Here is a 16,822-nt window from a genome sequence, read left to right as displayed (position 1 = left end):
CATTGTGGGCCCGTGATCACGGTCACCCGGTTTCGGGTCAGTCCTCCCAGGAGAAGACGCGCGACGCGATGAAGCCGACCACCACGGTGAAGCCCAACAACACGCCACACGGCAGCAGCAGGGCCTCGGCACCCTTTCCGCGCACCAGGAAGTTGAGCATCCCGTCGTTCATGTGCCGCAGCGGGAACACGTTCGACACCGCTTTCAACCACCCGGGCGCGTTGTCGATGGGAAAGAACGTTCCCGACAGGAACGCCATCGGCAACACCACGATATTCGCCGCGCCCACGGCCGCGTCCTCGGTTTTCGCGAACGCCCCGACCAGCATTCCTATCGCGAAGAACGCCACGGTGCCCAACAGGAACACCGGAATCGACAGGTACCACGTCCCGGACAGTTTCAGCCCGAATATCGGCAGCAACGCCAATCCGACGAAAATGACCGCCTGCACGACGGCGACGCCGATGGTCACCGCCACTCGGGCGCTCAACACCGTCGACGCGTTGATCGGGGCCAATCGAAGTCGCCTGAGCACCTGTTTCTTCCGCCAGGTGACCAGCGTCAACGCGGCACCGAATACTGCGGACGCCGCGACCGCCCAGGACAGAATTCCCGGCGTGATGTACTGAATTCCCTTGAGCGACTGGTCCTCCACATTCGTGGAGTCGACCGAGAATCGCGGCGCCTGCCCGGTCACCTGCACATTGACCTTGTCGACCACACCGCCGACCAATCCCTGCACCATCGCGGCGCGCGTCTGGTCGCTCTGCGCGTATCGCACGGTGACCTTGTCGCCGTTCTGCGCGACGAGCCCGGGTAGATCGCCGTCGCGCACCTTGGTCACGGCCGCGTCCATCGAGTCGAACCGCTCGAACTCCACGGTCCCGGTCTTCTCCAGCGCGGAGATCACCGGCCCGTCGCCCACCACGCCGAGCTTGATCTTGTCCGTGCCGGTGTCCTGGAAGATCAACCCGAACACGAGCAGGAACATCAGCGGGAAGAAGAACGTGAAGAACAGCGTCGCCTTGTCCCGCACGTAGCCCTTGACCGCCGCCGCGGCGAGGCTCTTGAACGCCGAAGGCCGGCTCATGCGCGGTACTCCCGTCCGGTGAGGTCGAGGAACACGTCCTCCAAGGTCGCGGTGCGCACCTGCAGCCCGTCCAGCCGCCCGCGCTCGGCCAGTGCGGCGAGCACCGGCGCCGGCTGCCGGGTGGAGATCGTCAGCGACACCTCGTCGGTGTGCACCTCTTCGACTCCGGCGAACTCGCGTGCCTCGGCCTCGGTGAGCGCGCCCTTCTCCAGGATCACGTGCGTGGCCGCGTCCAGGCCGCGCACCAGCGTCGCCGGCGGGTCCATGGCGAGGATCCGCCCGCGGTCCATGATCGCCACCCGGTCGCAGAGGATCTCCGCCTCGTCGAGGTAGTGCGTGGTGTACACGATCGTCTTGCCGCGTTCCTGGATCGCGCGCAGCACGTCCCAGAGGTTGCGCCGCGCCTGCGGGTCCAGTGCCGCGGTCGGCTCGTCGAGGAACACCACGTCCGGCTCGTGCACCAGCGCGCAGGCGATCGACAGCCGCTGCCGCTGACCGCCGGAGAGCTTGTCCTCGCGGGTTTCGGCCTTGTCCGTGAGCCCGACCAGCTCCAGCACCTCGCCGGCCCGCGCGGCGGTCACGCCGTACAGCGCGGCGAAGGTCTCCAACTGCTCGCGCGCGGTCAGCTTGTCGAAGAAGGCCGACGCCTGCAGTTGCACGCCGATTCTCGGCAGCAACTCCACGTCGCGCGGCCACGGCGAGCGGCCGAGCAGCGTGACCGATCCCGAGTCCGGCTCGCGCAGCCCCTCGATGATCTCCAGCGTGGTCGTCTTGCCCGCACCGTTCGGGCCGAGGATTCCGAAGAACTCCCCCTCTGCGACGGTGAACGACACGCCGTCCACGGCCTTGAGATCGCCGTAGCTCTTGCGAATGTCGTCCACCGCGATGGCGGCGGTCTCGCTCATGGCCGAGAACCTACACCGCTGATCACCGGCGGTATTGTCGCGACATGGACACCGCAGCCTTGACCTTTCGGGACGCCGGCGAGGCCGACATTCCTGAACTCGTACCGCTGATCGAGTCGGCGTACCGGGGCGAGGCGAGCCGCGCGGGCTGGACCACCGAGGCGGACTACATCGACGGCCAGCGCACCGATTCCGAGAGCGTCCGGTCGATCATCGACGCCGTGGGCTCACGGCTCGTGACGGTGGAACGGGCCGGCGAGCTGGTGGCCTGCTTCCTGTTGGAGCAGCGCGGCCCGCACGCGTACTTCGGGTTGTTCGCGGTCCGCCCGGAACTGCAGGGCTCGGGGTTGGGCAAGGTGATCCTCGCCGAGGCGGAGCGCATCGCCCACACCGAGTGGGGCTCGACGGAGATGCACATGACCGTGGTCAACGTGCGGGCCGAGCTGATCGCCTGGTACGAGCGGCGCGGGTACCGGGTCACCGACGAGCGCAAGCCCTTCCCGTACGGCGACGAGCGGTTCGGCGTCCCGCGCCGCGACGACCTCGAATTCGTGCTGCTGGCCAAATCGCTCGACGCGGAACAGTCCGATTCACTCAGCGGTCATTTCGCCGATTCCCCGCGTTCAATTTCGTCAGCCAAATGCGAATAAGCGGACGCTCGGTGACGATTGCCTTCACTCGTTTCGCGAATTGCCACCACTGCGGAACGCCGATTGGATGGAAGTGACCACAGTCACAACCGACAAGGGAGGCGACCATGGCGGACGACCCGAACGAGCCCCCAGCCGAGAACGACTCGGAGTCAACCGAGAGCACGTCGGAGGAGACCGAGAGCACCGCGGAGTCTGCCGAGCAGGACGAGCCCGAGCAGACCGAGGCCTGACAGGCCGCGCCCACCGTCATCGAAAGCACGGCCCGCTCCCCCGTTCGCCCGGGAGCGGGCCGTCGTTCGTGCGGTCTCACATCCGGGATCTCAGCACGTCGACCTCGCAGCCTGGCGAGGACGGGTCGAAGCCGTGCTCGATCAGCCAGCGGACTCCGAGCAGGCTGCGCAACGACCACCACACGCGGATCACGTCGAGGTCGACGTCGGCGCCGTAGCCGGCGAGGACGTCGCTGAGGCGCTCCTGGTGTCCGAGCGTCAAAGTGGCGAGGTCGAACAAAGCATCGCCCTGGGCGGCCTCGGACCAGTCGATCACGCCGGTGATCTCGTCATCGGCGACGAACACGTGGGCGACCTGTAGGTCGCCGTGCGTGAACACCGGTTTCCACGGCCGGAGCGCCATCTCGGCGATCCGGCGGTTGTGCGTGACCAGGTCGGCGGGAAGGACGCCACTCGTGACGAGCCACTCGCATTCGCCATCGAGGTGGGATGCGAGCTCGTCGGGGCTTCGACCGGGCCGTGGCGGCAGCGGCGCGTCGTGCAGCATCCGTACGGCGGCACCCGCCGCTGCCCACGCGGCGGACGACGCGATCGACGGCTCGCCGAGTCGGCCGAGCGCCGTCCCCGGAAGAGCGGCGAGCGCGAGCACGGGCGGCTTCCGCCACAGGATCTCCGGAGTCGGGACCGGCGCCGCGGCCATCGCCGCGACCTCGACGTCGGTGCGCGTCTGATCAGAGTCGATCTTCAGGAACACGTCACCGACGCGCAGGGTCGCGCACTCGTGGTGGGCGACGACGACCTCGACTTCCTCCACGCCGGCCATTATCGCGGGCATGATCACCGATGTCGCCCGGTTAACAGCACCTATCCGGCGGTGATCGCGAACACGTGCAGTCCGCCACCCTCCACTGTGGACGGAAGGGTCACGCCGGCGAGTTGCTTGCCGGCCTGCAGTGGCACCGGCGCGGTGGCGAACACGTGCGTAACGATCTCCTGCGGCTCCCCGCTCGTCGCGTTGCGGTACGGCGTACTCGCCGCGATCCGGTTGTCGAACGACGGCTGGTCCGATCCGCCGCCGAGCGTCCAGTCGGAGAACCCGATCGGCACCTCCTGCGTGCTGCCGTCGGTGTAGCGGATCACCAGCGTTCCGGTGGACTTGCCGTTGCTGGCCGAGCCGAGCAGCGCGAGCTTGGTCGCGGTCGCCGGCGTGCCGGGCAGGTCGACACGCTGGCCGGCCGCCACCGCGTTGTCCGGATCGCCGACCGGGATCGCCGGCCACAGGTGCGCGAGGCCGTCCACGGTCACCGTCTGCCCCGGCCGCACGCCGGCACCCGCCAGCGCGTCGGACGAGTAGCTCCACCCGACGTTGTCGAAGTTCGCGATCGCCGGGTTGTCGTCCGGCGAGATCCCGACGTTGTTGAACGCGGCGCGCAGGCTGCCCGGCTGTGCCACCAGCACCTGCAACACGCCGCCCTGCAACGGTTTCCCGTCCGCCGTGCTGAACGTGACCGGAATCCGGTAGGTGGTCTCCGCGGTGCCGGGCGCCACCTTCACGGTGACCGGAACGCTGGCCCGCTGACCCGGTGGCACGACCACCTCACCGCCGGCCGGCTCCACGGTGAACCCGGCGGGCGGCTGCGCACTCCACTTGATCGTGGCGCCCGAACCCGACAGGTCCTGCGCGCCGACGTTCGCGGTGTCCTGCCCGCCGGCCGGGATCACCAGCCGGCCTGGGTCGACGTACCCGCGTTGCCCGATCTCGCCGGCCCGGAACGACGGCGGCCGGTCCTCGGGTGCGCTCCCCCACACCGGATCGGGTGTGGCGGACATGCGGAACTCGACCGTGCCGCCGCGCTCCACGAACGACTCCGGCAGCCACGGTTTGGTCGACGCCGTGCCGTTCACGGTCAGCCCGGTCACGTACGGGACGGTGGCCGACGCGCCCGGCGCCTTGATCGTCATCCGCACGCCGTTCGGCCGGCTGATCGTGACCTCCTCGAACAGCGGGCTGTTCAGCATCAGCTCGGCCCGTCCGGGGAGGTAGGGGAACATGCCCATGGCCGCCCACACGTACCAGGACGACATCTGCCCGAGGTCGTCGTTGCCGACCAGACCCTTCTCGGTCGGGGTGAACAGCTCGTTGGTCACCCGCCGGGCGATCGACTGCGTCTTGTACGGCGCGCCGGCGTAGGAGTACAGCCACGGTGCCGGCATCGACGGCTCGTTGCCCATGAACGCGTACGGCCGCTGCGGACCGGCGTTCAGCTCGGTGAAGTAGTGGTCGAGCCGCTTGATCGTCTCGGTGTCGCCGCCCATCGCGTTGATCAGGCCGCGCGAGTTGAACGGCACCATCCAGTTGTACTGCGCGCCGTTGCCCTCGACCCAGCCCTCGCCGCTGGCCGGGTTGAACGGCTCGATGAACGACCCGTCCGCGTTGCGCGGGTGCAGGTACCCGCTGCCCGGGTTGTACAGGTTCTGCCAGAACTGCGCCCGCCGCATGAATTCGTCCACAGTGGACTGATCACCGAGCCGGCCGGCCAGGTCGGCGATCGCGAAGTCGGCGCTGTTGTACTCCAGCGTGGTGGCCGCGGGGCCCCACACGTCCTTGGTGCCCATCGGCACGTAGCCCTTGGCCAGGTACTCCTCGATGCCCGGCCGCTCCTGGTAGCCCTGGGTCGGTTCGGTGGCACCCTTGACCATCAGCCGCAGCGCCTTGGCCGCGTCGAAGTCCTTGGCACCGAAGGCATACGAGCTGGCCACCATCGCGTGGTACGGGTCGCCGACCATCACGCCGGTGTAGGAGTTGGCCACCGTCCAGCGGTCCCAGGACCCGCCCTGCTCGGCGAACGCGATCATCGATCTGGAGATGTCGGACGCCTCGCGCGGCGCGATCAGCGCGATCAGCTGCATCTCCGAGCGGTACACGTCCCAGCCGGACAGGTTCGAGTACACCGCGTGCCCTCGGCCGGCGTCGTGGACGCGTCCGTCGAACCCGATGTAGCGGCCGTCGGCGTCGGAGAACACGTTGGGCTGCAACAGGGAGTGGTACAGCGCGGTGTAGAACGTGGTGCGCTGCGCGTCGGTGCCGCCCTTGACCCGGATCCGGTTGAGCCGCGCGTTCCAGGCCGCACGGGCGTCCCTGGTGATCTCGTCGAAGGAGCTGCCCCGGTTCTCCGCGCGCAGGTTGCCCTTGGCGCCGTCCATCGACACGAACGACAGGCCCACCCGGACACCGACGTCGGGCCGGTCGAAGCTCACGAACGCGCCCGTGCCGGGGCCGGAAACCGTTGTGTCGTCCGGCTTTCCGGCACGCGTCGACCGTCCGGCGACCGCCTGGTCCTGCCGGGTCTTCGGCGCGTTGACCTTCTTCAAGTCCACGTCCGGCGGCGATCCGCCGCGCTCGGCGCTCTTGCCGTGGTCGACCGAGCCGTCCTTCCAGGTGCCGATGGACTCGAACGGCCGATCGAACTGGGCGTGGAAGTACACCCGGTAGCGGTGGTCCACACCGCAGAACCGGCCGCTGGTGACCCAACCGCTGATCGTGTCGCGGCCGATGACCGTCTCCGCGTCGTCCGCGCCCGCGATCGAGCCGGACGTGTTGACCAGCATGGTCTTCGGCTTGTCCGCGGGGAAGGCGAACCGGCCCATGCCGGTGCGCTGGGTGGCGGTCAGCTCGGTCTTCACGCCGGAGTCGAGGTCCACGCCGTAGTAGCCGGGCGTGATCTTCTCCTTGTCGTGGCTGAACGTGGAGACGTACCGGTTCGGGTCGGTGGCCGGTGAGGTGGTGACCGTGCCGGGGAACGGCATGATCGGAACGTCCTGGTAGGTCGAGCAGCCGGCGCCGGACAGGTGCGTGAGGCTGAAGCCCTTGATCCGGTTGTCGTCGTAGAAGTAGCCGCCGTGCTGGTGGGTCACCGTGTCCGGGCTCCACTGCACCATGCCGAACGGCACGTCGGCGCCAGGAAAGGTGTTGCCCGCCCCGCCGCCGGTGCCGTGGTCGGCCCCGCCCGGTTTGGTGCCGATGTACGGGTTGACCCATTTCGCCAGATCCTCGGCCGCCGCCTCCTGGGCGGACACGGCACCGGACACCGGGATCAGGGTCGCGGCGGCGAGCACCGCAGCGAACAACCCGCGCGTGGCCCGGCGAACACCTCTGGGAACGATCGAGTCGGTCATGGCTTCATTGCCTCCCACTGATCAGCGGCTGACCACACGATCGGATGACAACCTTGTCGGTGACGCCCGACCACACCGGTCACAATGCGGAGATTTGTTCCCGTGCGTCAAGACCGATCGTGCTCACTTGTGACACCTGTGAGTGAGGTTCATCCATACGTACCAGCGCAGAATCACGCGGTACGGACAGTGAGCGGAGTCCTCGTTCGGCTGATGAGTTGACACCGAACGGGTGCGCGTAGTGGAATCCCGGCCATCATGACAACGTTGTCGCCCTCCAGCTCGGGCAAACCACGCCGGGCCACCATGAGCGACGTCGCCCGCCTCGCCGGAGTGAGCATCAAGACCGTGTCACGCGTGGTGAACGACGAGCCCGCGGTCAGCGGGGAGACCGCCGGGCGGGTACGCGCGGCCATCGATCAGCTCGGCTTCCGCCCCAACGTGGGAGCATCCCACCTCCGGCGCGGTACCACCACCGGAACGATCGGGCTCGTCCTCGAGGACGTGGCAAACCCGTTCTACTCCGGGCTGACCCGCGCCGTCGAGGAGGTCGCCGGCACGTTCGGCCGCCGGGTGCTCACCTCCTCCTCCGACGAGGACGCCGCCCGCGAACGCGAGATGGCACTGGAGTTCTGCGCGCGCCGGGTGGACGGGCTGATCATCGTCCCCGCCGGCACCGAGCACGGATACCTGATGCCGGAGATCCGCTCCGGCACACCCGTGGTCTTCGTGGACCGCCCACCCGGCGACGTCGTGGTGGACACCGTGCTGGTGGACAACCTCGGCGGCACCAAGGCGGCGGTGACCCACCTCGCCGCGCACGGCCATCGCCGGATCGGGTTCGTCGGCGACGCGCCGGACATCTTCACCGCGGCCGAGCGGCTGCGCGGCTACCGCGAAGGATGCGTCGAGGCCGGCCTGACCTACGACGAGCGACTCGTGAAGATGGGCCCGCACGACGCGCCCAGCGTCGGCGACGCGGTCAGCCGACTGTTATCCGAGCAGGCCACCGCGCTGATCACCGGGAACAACAGGATCACCGTGCACGCGCTGCGCGCCCTCGCCGGCCGCGCCGACCGCCCGGCCCTCGTCGGTTTCGACGACTTCGAACTGGCCGACCTGCTCGTGCCACCGGTGTCCGTGGTGTCGCACGAGACGACCGCACTCGGCCAGGCCGCCGCCAAGCTGCTGTTCGCGCGCATGCACGGCGACGACGGCCCGCCACGACGAATCGTGCTGCCCGTTCGACTGGTACCCCGCGGATCAGGAGAGGTGACCCCGTGAGCGAGACGGCCAACGAGCCGCTGCTGGAAGCGTCCGAGCTGACCAAGAGCTACGGATCCGTCGAGGCGCTGCGCGGCGCGTCGTTCGAGGTGCGCGCCGGCGAGGTGGTCGCGCTGATCGGCGACAACGGCGCCGGCAAGTCGACACTGGTGAAGTGTCTGTCCGGAGTGGAGCAGCAGGACTCCGGCGAGATCTTCTTCGAGGGCGAGCGCGTGCGGATGGACACCCCCACTGCGGCGCGCAAGCTCGGCATCGAGACCGTGTACCAGGATCTCGCCGTCGCACCGGAGCTGGACCCGGCCGCGAACCTGTTCCTCGGCAGAGAGCTTCGGCTGCCCGGCTTCCTCGGCAGACTCGGCATGCTCGACAAACGGGCCATGCGCAAACGCGCGTCGCAGGAGTTCGCCAGACTCGGCGTGACCCTGCAGAGCATCGACGTGCCGATCGGGTCGCTGTCCGGCGGGCAGCGGCAGAGTGTCGCGGTGGCCCGTTCGGTCGTGTGGGCCAGCAAGGTCGTGTTCATGGACGAGCCGACCGCCGCGCTCGGTGTGGTGCAGCGCGAACGCGTGCTGAACGTGATCCGCAAGGTCCGCGACCAGGGCATGGCCGTCGTGCTGATCAGCCACAACATGCCCGAGGTGCTGGCGGTCGCCGACCGGGTCGAGGTGCTGCGGCTCGGCAAGCGGGTCGCCCGGTTCACCGCGGCGGACGCGACGCTCGAAGATCTCGTCGGCGCCATGACCGGCGCGCTCACCCAGGAGGATGCCGCGTGACGACCGATGAGTCCACAGTGGACACCAACGGCGTGCACACCATCGAGCGGCAGAGCCTGCGCACCCGACTGCTGACCGCGAACACGTTCTGGATCGGGCTGGTCCTGCTCGGCCTGGTGATCGTGTTCAGCGTGCTCGCGCCGGACGCGTTCCCCACCGTGTTCACCGCACAGACCCTGCTCATCGAGACGGCCGTGCTGCTCGTGCTCGCGGTCGGCATGACGTTCGTGATCATCACCGGCGGCATCGACCTGTCCGTCGGTTCGGTACTGATCTTCGCCGGCATGGTGTCGGCGAAGACCATGGAAGCCATGTCTCCCAACGGAAACGCGCTGAACGCCGGTTGGGACGTGATCCTCGTCGGGCTCGTCGTCGCTATCGCGGGCGGCACGGCGTGGGGCTTCCTCAACGGGTTCCTGATCGCGGTGGCCAAGATCCCGCCGCTGATCGTCACCCTCGGAACCCTCGGCGCGGCACTGGGCGCGGCCAGTCTGATCAACAACGGATCGGACATCCGCACCGTGCCCACCGAGTTGCGCAACACTCTCGGCTACGGCACCTCGTTCGGCGGAATCCCGAACCTGGTGCTCGTCGCCGTGGTGATCACCGCGGTCGCCGCGTGGCTGCTGCACACCACGCGATTCGGCCGGCACACCTACGCCGTCGGCTCCAACGCGGAGGCGGCACGCCGTTCCGGTATCGGCGTCACCCGACACCTGACCTTGGTGTACCTGCTCACCGGCCTGCTGGCCGGAGTCGCCGGGTTCATGTCGCTGGCCTACTACGGCTCGACCACGATCTCCGCGCACGCGACCGACAACCTCAATGCGATCGCCGCTGTCGTGATGGGCGGAACCAGCCTGTTCGGCGGCATCGGATCGGTGCTGGGCACGGTGATCGGGGTGTTCATCCCGGCGGTGTTGAAGAAGGGATTCAACATCGTCGGCGTGCAGGACTTCTGGCAGATGATCGCGGTCGGAGCGGTCTTGATCGCCGCCGTCTGGTTCGACCAGCAGCGCCGCCGCGCCCGCAACCGCTTGTGACACAACACCTATCCCCTTCCCCCTTGGAGTTCGTCATGACGAGTAAACGGATCAAACTGATCACGATGGGCGCGGCCGTCGTCGCCCTCGGCGCGCTGTCCGCGTGTGGCAGCGGACAGGTCGGGCAGACCGACTCGGGCAACTCGGGCACCGCGAGCAAGAACCTGACGCTGGTGCCCGGCGTGCAGAACGAGCCGTTCTACATCTCCATGCAGTGCGGCGCCGAGGCGGAGGCGCGCGCGGCCGGATACCAACTGCAGACCCAGGCGCCGCAGAAGTTCGAGGCCACGCTGCAGACGCCGATCGTCACCGCGCTGGGCGCCAACAAGCCGGGCGGGCTGCTCATCGCGCCCACCGACGACATCGCGATGGCCGCGCCGATCAGCCAGCTCAAGCAGATGGGCGTGAAGATCATCGAGGTGGACACGGCGCTGACCGACACCACGATCGCGCAGTCCACGATCACCTCCAACAACGACGAGGGCGGCCGGCTCGCCGCGCGCACGCTGGCCCAGCTCGCGGGCGGCAAGTCGGGTTCGGTGCTGGTGCTGGACACCAAGGCCGGCACGTCGACCACCGGCGCCCGCGCGAAGGGTTTCGTCGAGGAGCTGGCCAAGACGCCGAACCTGAAATCGATCGGCATCCAGTTCACCGACAACGAGCCGGAGCAGGCGGCGGCCAAGGTGACCGCGGCGCTGTCCGCGAACAAGGACCTGATCGGCGTCTTCGCCACCAACCTGAACACCGGTGAGGGTGCGTCGACCGGTCTGAAGAACTCCGGAAAGACCGGCAAGGTCAACCTGGTCGGCTTCGACGCCAGCCCGTCGGAGGTCAACGGCCTGCGCAGCGGTGACTTCCAGGCGCTGATCGCGCAGGACCCGGCGACCATCGGCAAGCAGGGCGTGCGGCAGGCGATCGCCGCGATCGAGGGCAAGCCGGTCACCCGCAACCTGGACGCGCCGCTGATCGCGATCACCAAGGCGGACATGGATTCCAAGGCGCAGTACTTCTACAAGAACCAGTGCTGATCCGACCGTGATCACCCTCTCAGTTGACCTCTAGCTAAGTCGAGGTTGAAGACTGGCCCCACGGGAACGTCGGGGCCAGTCGGAGGGTGATCAGGGATGCGTGCTGTGCGGGTGGACAGGTTCGGCGGGCCGGACACGTTGGTGACCAACGAGGTGCCGGATCCGGTCGCCGGGCCGGGGCAGGTCGTGGTCCAGGTGGCCGCCGCGGACGTGTTGTTCGTGGAGACACAGATCCGCGCCGGCGCGTGGGGCGACGTGTTCGGGATGGAACCGCCGTACCTGCCCGGCGGCGGGGTGGCCGGAACCGTGCGCGCGGTCGGCGAGGGCGTGTCCGACGACTGGATCGGGCGCGTGGTCGCCACGCCGACGGCGGACCGCGCGGGCGGGTACGCCGAGCTGGCACTGGCTCCGGCCGACGGGCTCGTCCCGGTTCCGGACGGGCTCGCCACGCACGACGCCGCGGCACTGGTGCACGACGGCCCGACCGCGCTGACATTGTTCGACGACACCGGAATGCGGCCCGGCGACCAGGTTCTGCTGACCGGCGCCGCCGGGGCCGCGGCCGTGCTGGTGGTGCAGCTCGCGCGCGCCGCCGGAGCCCGAGTCGTGGCCGCGGCCCGAGGCCGCCGCAAGCTGGAGCTACTCACCGAACTCGGTGCGGACGTCGTGGTCGACTACGCCGAGCCGGACTGGATCGAGCGGGTGCTTGTCGCCACCGGTGAGGGGCCGGACATCGTGCTCGACGGCGTCGGCGGTGCGATCGGCGCGGCCGCGTTCGAGATCACCGCGCGCGGCGGGCAGTTCTCCGCGCACGGCGCGCCGAGCGGCGGGTTCGCCCCGATCGACCCGGACGAGGCGCGGCGCCGGGAGATCCGGCTGCGCGGCATCGCCGAGTTGCAGGTCTCCCCCGAACGGCTCACCTCGCTGCTGACGCGGGCGCTCGCCGGTGCGGCGGCCGGGACGATCAAGCCGGTGATCGGGCAGACCTTTCCGCTGGAGAAGGCCGCGGACGCCCACTCCGCGATCGAGGCCCGCGAGGTCCTCGGGAAGACCCTGCTGCTGGTCTGAGGGGCTCAGTCGCCGTTGAGCGCGTCGGCGAGCCGCCGTGCCTCGTCCACGGTGAAGTTGCCCGTGATCTCGGTGTTGCCGCCGGTGATCGGGCTCTGGATCTGCGGGGCGGAGATCACCCTGGTGTCGACCACGACGGCGACCTGCTGCTGGACGTTCTTCGTGGTGAAGTCCGCCCACTTCGTCGCGCCGGAGCTGGTGAAGCTCAGCGCGACGATCCAGCCCGTGCCGTTGGGGTTCGCCTTGGCCTCGGCCCGGTCCACGTCCGGCTTGCTCAGCGCGGACGGGTCGAGCAGGTAGCGCACCTCGCCGTCGTGATCGCAGGTGACCAGTGGCAGCTTCGGATCGTCCTTGCCGCGCAACGGATCCTCGGCCTTGCAGTCCAATGTGGACATCGTTGCCCTGAGCACGTTCTGGTCGGTCGCCTGCCGGCCGGCGATCCCGGTACCGGCCGTGCCGGGCGGCGCCGGCGTGTTCGCCGGCGCCTCGGCGACGACCTTGCGGAACTCCAGCGTCACCGGCGAGACGACCGGGCCCGGCCGCGACGTCTCGGTCGGCGACGCGGACGGCCCCGCCTCACCGCCGGTCTTGCTGGTACAGCCGGCCAACACGACGGCCAGCAGGGCGATTACCGCCGGAAGAGCTTGTTTCCGAGCCACACCAAGGGATCGTACTTGCGGTCGGCGACCCGCTCCTTCATCGGGATCAGCGCGTTGTCGGTGATCTTGATGCCTTCCGGGCACACCTCGGTGCAGCACTTGGTGATGTTGCAGTACCCGAGGCCGTGCTCGTCCTGCGCGGCGTCGGTGCGCTCGCCCACGTCCAGCGGGTGCATCTCCAGCTCGGCGATGCGCATGAGGAACCTCGGTCCGGCGAAGCTCTTCTTGTTGTCCTCGTGGTCGCGCACCACGTGGCAGGTGTTCTGGCACAGGAAGCACTCGATGCACTTGCGGAACTCCTGCGACCGCTCCACGTCGACCTGCTGCATCCGGTACTCGCCCGGCTCCAGGTTCTCGTGCGGCGTGAACGACGGGATCTCGCGCGCCTTCTCGTAGTTGTACGACACGTCGGTCACCAGATCGCGGATCACCGGGAACGCGCGCAGCGGCGTGACGGTGACCGTCTCGCCCTCCTCGAACACCGACATCCGGGTCATGCACAGCAGCCTCGGCTTGCCGTTGATCTCCGCCGAGCACGAGCCGCACTTGCCGGCCTTGCAGTTCCAGCGCACCGCGAGATCAGGCGCCTGAGTGGCCTGCAGCCGGTGGATGATGTCCAGCACGACCTCGCCCTCGTTCACCTCGACGGTGAAGTCGCGCAGCTCGCCCTTCTCGTCGTCTCCGCGCCAGACCTTGAACTTCGCGTCGTATCCCATGCTCACGCCTCCCCGCCGGGGTGGCCGGCGAGCTCGTCTTCGGAGTAGTACTTGGCCAGCTCGGAGTACTCGAACAGCTCGAAAAGGTCCTGCCGCATGGGAATTTGCTCCTTGGCGACCACCGCCGCGTCCTCACCCTCGGCCCGGCACTCCAGCAACCTGTTGCGCCACAACGAATCCAGTTGCGGGTGATCGTCGCGGGTGTGCCCGCCGCGCGACTCGGTGCGCCGCAGCGCCGCCTTGGCGACACATTCGCTGACCAGCAGCATGTTGCGCAGGTCCAGTGCCAGGTGCCAGCCGGGGTTGAACTGCCGGTGGCCCTCGACGGTCACGTTGGGCACCCGTGCCTTGATCTCCTCGAGCTTGGCCAGCGCCTGCTCGATCTCCTCGGCCTTGCGGATGATCCCGACCAGGTCGTTCATCGACTGCTGCAGATCGGAGTGCAGGGTGTACGGATTCTCCGACGCGTCGGCGTCCTTCGGCTCGTCGAACGGCGCGACGGCGGCCTTCGCGGCACTGTCCACATCGGACTCGGGCACCGCCGGCCGGTCGGCCAGACCCTCCACATAGGACGCCGCGCCCAGACCGGCGCGCCGGCCGAACACGAGCAGGTCGGACAGCGAGTTGCCACCGAGCCGGTTCGATCCGTGCATTCCGCCAGAGCACTCGCCGGCCGCGAACAGCCCGGGAACGCTGGACTGCGCGGTGTCCGGGTCGACCTCGATGCCGCCCATCACGTAGTGGCAGGTCGGTCCGACCTCCATCGGCTCCGCGGTGATGTCGACGTCGGCCAGCTCCTTGAACTGGTGGTACATCGACGGCAGCCGGCGCTTGATCTCCTCGGCCGGCATGCGGCTGGCGATGTCCAGGAACACCCCGCCGTGCGGCGAGCCGCGGCCCGCCTTCACCTCCGCGTTGATCGCGCGGGCGACCTCGTCACGCGGCAGCAGGTCGGGCGTGCGCCGGTTGTTGTCCGGATCGGTGTACCAGCGGTCGGCCTCCTCCTCGGTCTCGGCGTACTGGCCCTTGAAGACCTCGGGGACGTAGTCGAACATGAACCGCTTGCCCTCGGAGTTCTTGAGCACTCCGCCGTCGCCGCGAACCCCTTCCGTGACAAGGATTCCCTTGACACTGGGCGGCCACACCATGCCGGTCGGGTGGAACTGCACGAACTCCATGTTGATCAGGCTCGCGCCCGCGCGCATGGCCAGCGCGTGCCCGTCTCCGGTGTACTCCCAGGAGTTCGAGGTGACCTTGAACGACTTGCCGATGCCGCCGGTGGCCAGCACCACGGCCGGTGTCTCGAACAGCACGAACCGCCCGGACTCGCGCCAGTAGCCGAACGCGCCGGCGATCCGGTCACCATCTTTGATCAGCTCGGTGATCGTGCACTCCGCGAAGACCTTGATCTTCGCCTCGTAGTCGCCGTGCTCCTTGAAGTCCTCCTGCTGCAGCGACACGATCTTCTGCTGCATCGTGCGGATCAGCTCCAGACCGGTGCGGTCACCGACGTGCGCCAACCTCGGGTAGGTGTGCCCGCCGAAGTTGCGCTGGCTGATCCGGCCGTCCGCGGTGCGGTCGAACAGCGCGCCATAGGTCTCCAACTCCCAGACGCGGTCCGGAGCCTCTCTGGCGTGTAGCTCGGCCATGCGCCAGTTGTTCAGGAACTTGCCGCCGCGCATGGTGTCGCGGAAGTGCACCTGCCAGTTGTCGTTGGAGTTGGCGTTGCCCATGGACGCGGCACAGCCGCCCTCCGCCATCACCGTGTGCGCCTTACCGAACAACGACTTGCACACCACGGCGACGGACAGGCCACGCTGCCGCGCCTCGATCACCGCGCGCAGTCCGGCACCGCCGGCGCCGATCACCACGACGTCGTAGGGGTGCCGCTCGACCGATGTCATGAGTTCCTCTCGATTCTTCGTACGGGTGCGTCTCGGCGGATCAGATGAACCGAAGGTCCGAGATCGCCCCGCTGGCCACCAGCCACACGTACAGGTCAGTGAGCATCAAGGTGCCCAAGGTGACCCACGCGAGCTGCATGTGCCTGGTGTTCAGTGCGGACACCTTGGTCCAGAACCAATACCGGACCGGGTGCTTGGAGAAGTGCTTGAGCCGCCCGCCGGCGATGTGCCGGCACGAGTGGCAGGACAACGTGTACGCCCAGAGCATGATCACGTTGCCGGTGAGGACGATGTTGCCCAGGCCGAAGCCGAAGCCGTCCGGCGAGTGGAAGGCCAGGATCGCGTCGTAGGTGTTGATGACCGACACGACCAGCGCGGCGTAGAAGAAGTACCGGTGCGCGTTCTGCACGATCAGCGGCAGCTTGGTCTCACCGGAGTAGCTCTTGTGCGGCTCGGCCACCGCGCAGGCCGGCGGCGACTGCCACACCGAGCGGTAGTACGCCTTGCGGTAGTAGTAGCAGGTCAGCCGGAAGCCGAGCAGGAACGGCAGCGCCACGAACCCGAGCGGGATCCAGCCGGGCAGCTCGCCGAACCAGGCGCCGAAGTGCGCCGAGCCCGGCGCGCACGAGTCGCTCAGGCAGGGCGAGTAGAACGGCGTCAGGTAGTGGTAGTCGTTGACCCAGTAGTGGTCGCCCATGAACGCGCGGAACGTCGCGTAGATCACGAAGGTGCCGAGCCCGAGCACCGTCAGCAGCGGCGGCAGCCACCAGCGATCGGTGCGAAGGGTGCGTGCGGAGATCCGCGCGCGGGTCGGCGCGTTGATGCCAGTGGTCATGTGTCCTCTGTTCGGGAACCTTCTGTTTCGGGCGCGGTGCGGCTCGTGGTGGAGTCAGCGCCCGTGCTTGTGGTGACCGCCGACGCCCTCGTCGTCGGCGTCGCGCCACAGATCCGGGTCGTACGGCGTGTCCGGCACGACGACGACCTCCTCCGCGGCCTGCGCTCGTGGCGCGGGCGTGGTCGGCTGGGCGCCGAGATCGTCCGCGTCGATGCCGAGCCGCTCGACGTCGTTGGCCAGCCGCTGGACGGCCGCCACGTCGCCGTAACGGGATCGCAGCGCGCCGACACACCTGCGGAGTTGTCCGATGGTCCGCTGCAGCTCCGTGATCTCGGTGGTCGACATGCGGCACCCTCCGTAACGCCAGTTCGCCGGGTAACGGCGCCGCGCCCTGTCCGGGGTGGTGGTGGTGGCCTCGGCGCCGCCGTCCCGCCGACTGTGCACAATCGGCGGTGCAG

16 protein-coding genes are annotated in these 16,822 nt (G+C 68.6%); 7 read left to right on the top strand and 9 right to left on the bottom strand.

Annotated features, from left to right (window positions below; genetic code table 11):
* Nucleotides 1–37: 37 nt before the first annotated feature.
* Nucleotides 38–1,090, bottom strand: coding sequence for an ABC transporter permease (locus EV193_RS14270; RefSeq protein ID WP_130344594.1), 1,053 nt, complete (start codon nucleotides 1,088–1,090; stop codon nucleotides 38–40).
* On the bottom strand, nucleotides 1,087–1,995 hold the full coding sequence (locus tag EV193_RS14265) for an ABC transporter ATP-binding protein (protein WP_130344593.1): 909 nt from the start codon (nucleotides 1,993–1,995) through the stop codon (nucleotides 1,087–1,089). Before EV193_RS14265 ends, EV193_RS14270 begins: the two co-directional genes overlap by 4 nt.
* Nucleotides 1,996–2,039: 44 nt before the next feature.
* On the opposite strand from EV193_RS14265, the gene EV193_RS14260 reads away from it, so the two are divergent.
* Together EV193_RS14260 and EV193_RS34450 are read left to right on the top strand one after the other, a co-directional pair.
* Nucleotides 2,040–2,645, top strand: a complete 606-nt coding sequence (locus EV193_RS14260; protein ID WP_130344592.1) for a GNAT family N-acetyltransferase — start codon at nucleotides 2,040–2,042, stop codon at nucleotides 2,643–2,645.
* Nucleotides 2,646–2,752: 107 nt separating this feature from the next.
* Nucleotides 2,753–2,878: a hypothetical protein gene (locus EV193_RS34450; RefSeq protein WP_278044181.1), complete on the top strand. Its 126-nt coding sequence runs from the start codon at nucleotides 2,753–2,755 to the stop codon at nucleotides 2,876–2,878.
* 76 nt (nucleotides 2,879–2,954) lie between these two features.
* Here the strand turns inward: EV193_RS34450 and EV193_RS14255 are convergent, their stop codons facing one another.
* Complete coding sequence (locus EV193_RS14255; RefSeq protein ID WP_207222661.1) at nucleotides 2,955–3,701, bottom strand: aminoglycoside phosphotransferase family protein; 747 nt, start codon at nucleotides 3,699–3,701, stop codon at nucleotides 2,955–2,957.
* A 41-nt stretch (nucleotides 3,702–3,742) separates the two neighbouring features.
* On the bottom strand, nucleotides 3,743–7,054 hold the full coding sequence (locus EV193_RS14250) for a GH92 family glycosyl hydrolase (RefSeq protein ID WP_130344590.1): 3,312 nt from the start codon (nucleotides 7,052–7,054) through the stop codon (nucleotides 3,743–3,745).
* Nucleotides 7,055–7,360: 306 nt separating this feature from the next.
* Here EV193_RS14250 and EV193_RS14245 point away from each other — a divergent pair, with 306 nt between their 5' ends.
* The 5 genes from EV193_RS14245 (at nucleotide 7,361) to EV193_RS14225 (ending at nucleotide 12,250) form a co-directional block, all read left to right on the top strand.
* Nucleotides 7,361–8,338: a LacI family DNA-binding transcriptional regulator gene (locus EV193_RS14245; RefSeq protein ID WP_130344589.1), complete on the top strand. Its 978-nt coding sequence runs from the start codon at nucleotides 7,361–7,363 to the stop codon at nucleotides 8,336–8,338.
* Nucleotides 8,335–9,111 (top strand): ATP-binding cassette domain-containing protein, encoded by a 777-nt coding sequence (locus EV193_RS14240; RefSeq protein WP_130344588.1) that lies wholly within the window; start codon nucleotides 8,335–8,337, stop codon nucleotides 9,109–9,111. Before EV193_RS14245 ends, EV193_RS14240 begins: the two co-directional genes overlap by 4 nt.
* Nucleotides 9,112–9,128: 17 nt before the next feature.
* Nucleotides 9,129–10,154 carry an ABC transporter permease gene (locus tag EV193_RS14235; protein WP_242613422.1) on the top strand — a complete coding sequence of 342 codons (1,026 nt, stop codon included), beginning with the start codon at nucleotides 9,129–9,131 and terminating at the stop codon, nucleotides 10,152–10,154.
* Between the two features lie 35 nt (nucleotides 10,155–10,189).
* Nucleotides 10,190–11,182 (top strand): ABC transporter substrate-binding protein, encoded by a 993-nt coding sequence (locus tag EV193_RS14230; RefSeq protein ID WP_130344586.1) that lies wholly within the window; start codon nucleotides 10,190–10,192, stop codon nucleotides 11,180–11,182.
* 96 nt (nucleotides 11,183–11,278) lie between these two features.
* Nucleotides 11,279–12,250, top strand: coding sequence for a zinc-binding dehydrogenase (locus EV193_RS14225; protein WP_130344585.1), 972 nt, complete (start codon nucleotides 11,279–11,281; stop codon nucleotides 12,248–12,250).
* 5 nt (nucleotides 12,251–12,255) lie between these two features.
* Here EV193_RS14225 and EV193_RS14220 read toward each other — a convergent pair whose 3' ends face one another.
* Genes EV193_RS14220 through EV193_RS14200 form a run of 5 tightly spaced genes read right to left on the bottom strand, consistent with a single transcriptional unit; the run spans nucleotide 12,256 to nucleotide 16,709 of the window.
* Entirely contained in the window at nucleotides 12,256–12,909 is a 654-nt protein-coding gene (locus EV193_RS14220; protein ID WP_130344584.1) for a SecDF P1 head subdomain-containing protein, read from the bottom strand.
* Nucleotides 12,879–13,625, bottom strand: coding sequence for a succinate dehydrogenase/fumarate reductase iron-sulfur subunit (locus tag EV193_RS14215; RefSeq protein ID WP_130344917.1), 747 nt, complete (start codon nucleotides 13,623–13,625; stop codon nucleotides 12,879–12,881). The genes EV193_RS14220 and EV193_RS14215 overlap by 31 nt, the downstream gene beginning before the upstream one ends.
* Nucleotides 13,626–13,627: 2 nt before the next feature.
* Nucleotides 13,628–15,529, bottom strand: a complete 1,902-nt coding sequence (locus EV193_RS14210) for a fumarate reductase/succinate dehydrogenase flavoprotein subunit (RefSeq protein WP_130344583.1) — start codon at nucleotides 15,527–15,529, stop codon at nucleotides 13,628–13,630.
* Between the two features lie 40 nt (nucleotides 15,530–15,569).
* Nucleotides 15,570–16,364, bottom strand: a complete 795-nt coding sequence (locus EV193_RS14205; protein ID WP_130344582.1) for a hypothetical protein — start codon at nucleotides 16,362–16,364, stop codon at nucleotides 15,570–15,572.
* Nucleotides 16,365–16,418: 54 nt separating this feature from the next.
* Nucleotides 16,419–16,709, bottom strand: coding sequence for a hypothetical protein (locus EV193_RS14200; RefSeq protein WP_130344581.1), 291 nt, complete (start codon nucleotides 16,707–16,709; stop codon nucleotides 16,419–16,421).
* Nucleotides 16,710–16,822 lie beyond the last annotated feature (113 nt).

This window comes from Herbihabitans rhizosphaerae (genome assembly GCF_004216555.1).
In the GTDB taxonomy this organism is placed as follows: domain Bacteria; phylum Actinomycetota; class Actinomycetes; order Mycobacteriales; family Pseudonocardiaceae; genus Herbihabitans; species Herbihabitans rhizosphaerae.
This window is presented reverse-complemented; position numbering and strand designations above follow the sequence as displayed.

What these genes read in the sequence shown, in the direction of transcription:
- EV193_RS14270 (WP_130344594.1), bottom strand. Translation starts at nt 1,090, where the DNA reads ATGAGCCGGCCTTCGGCGTTCAAGAGCCTCGCCGCGGCGGCGGTCAAG.
- EV193_RS14265 (WP_130344593.1), bottom strand. Translation starts at nt 1,995, where the DNA reads ATGAGCGAGACCGCCGCCATCGCGGTGGACGACATTCGCAAGAGCTAC.
- EV193_RS14260 (WP_130344592.1), top strand. Translation starts at nt 2,040, where the DNA reads ATGGACACCGCAGCCTTGACCTTTCGGGACGCCGGCGAGGCCGACATT.
- EV193_RS34450 (WP_278044181.1), top strand. Translation starts at nt 2,753, where the DNA reads ATGGCGGACGACCCGAACGAGCCCCCAGCCGAGAACGACTCGGAGTCA.
- EV193_RS14255 (WP_207222661.1), bottom strand. Translation starts at nt 3,701, where the DNA reads ATGGCCGGCGTGGAGGAAGTCGAGGTCGTCGTCGCCCACCACGAGTGC.
- EV193_RS14250 (WP_130344590.1), bottom strand. Translation starts at nt 7,054, where the DNA reads ATGACCGACTCGATCGTTCCCAGAGGTGTTCGCCGGGCCACGCGCGGG.
- EV193_RS14245 (WP_130344589.1), top strand. Translation starts at nt 7,361, where the DNA reads ATGAGCGACGTCGCCCGCCTCGCCGGAGTGAGCATCAAGACCGTGTCA.
- EV193_RS14230 (WP_130344586.1), top strand. Translation starts at nt 10,190, where the DNA reads ATGACGAGTAAACGGATCAAACTGATCACGATGGGCGCGGCCGTCGTC.
- EV193_RS14225 (WP_130344585.1), top strand. Translation starts at nt 11,279, where the DNA reads ATGCGTGCTGTGCGGGTGGACAGGTTCGGCGGGCCGGACACGTTGGTG.
- EV193_RS14215 (WP_130344917.1), bottom strand. Translation starts at nt 13,625, where the DNA reads ATGGGATACGACGCGAAGTTCAAGGTCTGGCGCGGAGACGACGAGAAG.
- EV193_RS14210 (WP_130344583.1), bottom strand. Translation starts at nt 15,529, where the DNA reads ATGACATCGGTCGAGCGGCACCCCTACGACGTCGTGGTGATCGGCGCC.
- EV193_RS14205 (WP_130344582.1), bottom strand. Translation starts at nt 16,364, where the DNA reads ATGACCACTGGCATCAACGCGCCGACCCGCGCGCGGATCTCCGCACGC.
- EV193_RS14200 (WP_130344581.1), bottom strand. Translation starts at nt 16,709, where the DNA reads ATGTCGACCACCGAGATCACGGAGCTGCAGCGGACCATCGGACAACTC.